This window comes from Kineococcus indalonis (assembly GCF_009906395.1).
Lineage (GTDB): Bacteria > Actinomycetota > Actinomycetes > Actinomycetales > Kineococcaceae > Kineococcus > Kineococcus indalonis.
Window position 1 is genome coordinate 1 of sequence record NZ_JAAALM010000792.1, and the last position, 1,244, is coordinate 1,244.

A 1,244-nucleotide genomic window follows, 5' to 3' on the forward strand; every position below is an offset into this window, starting at 1 on the left:
GGCCGGCCCCACCGCGAGCCCCACCTCGGGCCCCACCGCGGACCCGGGCGCCGGTGCCGTGCTGGCCTCCGCGGCGCTGCTGCCCCTGGGCGGCGACGGCGCCGCCGGCGGCGAGGCGACCGTGGCCCGCGTCGACGGCCACCGCCGCCTCGACGTCGGCGTGCGCGACGTGGCGGCCGCGGGCGACGGCGTGCTGGAGGTGTGGCTGCTGGACCCCGACGGCGGGCTGCTCTCGCTGGGCACGCTCACCGGCGAGCGGCTGGACGTGGCGCTGCCCGAGGCGGTGGACCTGTCGCGCTTCCGCGTGGTGGACGTCTCGCGCGAGCCGCTGGACGGCGACCCCGGGCACTCCTCCGACAGCGTGCTGCGCGGCGAGCTGGACCTCGGCGCCTGAGGGGCGCGCTCAGCCCCGCTGCGCCCGCCAGGACGCCACCCGCAGCTCCACGCCGCGCACGAACACCTCGAACGCCGCGTCCGTGCGCGCGGTGTCGCCGGTGACGAACCGGTCCTGCACCAGGCCGCGCATGGTCCCCAGCACCAGCGTGGCCACCGCGGCCGCCTCGCCGGGCGGGCAGCCCTCCTCCACCAGCCCGGCCTGCAGCAGCCCGGTGCGCTGGCGCACCGAGCGGCCCACCGCGCCGGCCAGCGCCTCGTCGTGCAGGGCCCCGCCGGTGATCGCCAGGAACAGGCGCACGTACTGCTCGCCGCGGCCGGAGGTGGCGTGCCGCCACAGCGCCCGCAGCGGACCGCCCTCGGGCCGGCCCGCGAGCAGCTCCGGCGAGGTGAACGCGCGGTCCAGCACCCGCTCGACGATCTCGGCGACGAGGGCCTCGCGGGTGCCGAAGTGGTGCAGCAGCGCGGCGTGGCTGACGCCGGCGCTCTCGGCGACGCGGCGCAGCGACAGCTGCGCCATGCCGTGCGCGAGCACGTGGTCGGTGGCCGCCTGCAGCAGCTCCTCGCGCCGGTGCCGGTAGCGCAGGCGCCGCCCGTCCACGCGCCCGGTCCCCTCGCTGCCCGCCTCCGCCACGGCGCGAGGTTAACGAGGTCGTGGGCCCGTCGTGCGCCCACCCGGGACTTGCTTGACCGAGTGGTCAAGCTATGGCTACTTTGTGGCCCTCGTCAGGGGGGTCGAAACTCCCGGGCGGTGACCGGTCCGAGGACGAGCCGGGTGCCGCGCGGTCGTGCCGTCCCGCCGGCGCCCCCTCCCCGTCGCACGCCCTGGAGATCACTGCGATGTCGAGCAC

2 protein-coding genes are annotated in these 1,244 nt (G+C 78.0%); one reads left to right on the top strand and one right to left on the bottom strand.

All coding sequences use genetic code 11. The features are described 5' to 3' along the window. The coding region (locus GTR00_RS21140) for an anti-sigma factor (RefSeq protein ID WP_166613478.1) at positions 1 to 394 on the top strand (394 nt) is incomplete at its 5' end. 9 nt (positions 395 to 403) lie between these two features. On the opposite strand, the gene GTR00_RS21145 is transcribed toward GTR00_RS21140, so the two are convergent. Further along, positions 404 to 1,027, bottom strand: a complete 624-nt coding sequence (locus GTR00_RS21145; protein ID WP_166613479.1) for a TetR/AcrR family transcriptional regulator — start codon at positions 1,025 to 1,027, stop codon at positions 404 to 406. Positions 1,028 to 1,244: the final 217 nt, after the last annotated feature.